The sequence below is a fragment of the Kocuria sp. ZOR0020 genome, from assembly GCF_000800955.1.
In the GTDB taxonomy this organism is placed as follows: domain Bacteria; phylum Actinomycetota; class Actinomycetes; order Actinomycetales; family Micrococcaceae; genus Kocuria; species Kocuria subflava.
This window is the reverse complement of the sequence record NZ_JROX01000252.1, coordinates 1-693: the sequence shown is the minus strand read 5'-3', so window position 1 is coordinate 693 and position 693 is coordinate 1. Positions and strand designations below refer to the sequence as shown.

Here is a 693-nt window from a genome sequence, read left to right as displayed (position 1 = left end):
TCATCGTCACCAAGGAGCACCGCCGCTTCACCGAGTTCGCCGACGCTGTGCGCCGCGGCCACACCATCGGCCTGTGCTTCGGACCGGCCGGGGTGGGTAAGACGCTGTCTGCGCGTCGCTACGCACACTGGGAAAAGGCCTACGACCTGCTGACCAACTGGGGGCCGCGCGCCGACAGCGACGCCAAGGTCTACGCCGCCCTGGCTCGGAGTCGTACCGTGCTCTACACCCCCAGTGTGCTCACCACCCCACGGGTGCTCAAGGACGAACTCGCCCAGGCCATCACCCGCACCAACATCTGCATCGAGCAGCACCTGGAGGCGATCGGCCAGATCACCCCGCAGTCGTGGGGATGGCGGCACGGCAGGAACCACGTGCAGCTGGTGATCGTCGATGAGTCCGAACGGCTCCGCCCCACCGCGCTGGAGCTGCTGCGCGATCGCTACGACCGCGACAACATCGCTCTGATCCTGATCGGCATGCCTGGGATGGAGAAGCAGTTCAGTCACTACCCGCAGTTCTACAGTCGTGTCGGCTTCGCCCACCAATACCGACCCCTGGGCACGGACGAGCTGCTGTTCGTCCTCCAGCGTCACTGGCGCTCCCTGGGCAAGACCCTCGACCCCGACGACTTCACCGACGCTCAGGCCATCGCAGCCATCGCACGGATCACCCGCGGCAACTTCCGGCTCC

General features: G+C 66.4%; 1 protein-coding gene. It reads left to right on the top strand.

Annotated features, from left to right (window positions below):
- Positions 1 to 2: 2 nt before the first annotated feature.
- On the top strand, positions 3 to 693 hold a 691-nt coding region (locus tag L979_RS12670), incomplete at its 3' end, for an AAA family ATPase (RefSeq protein WP_047692572.1).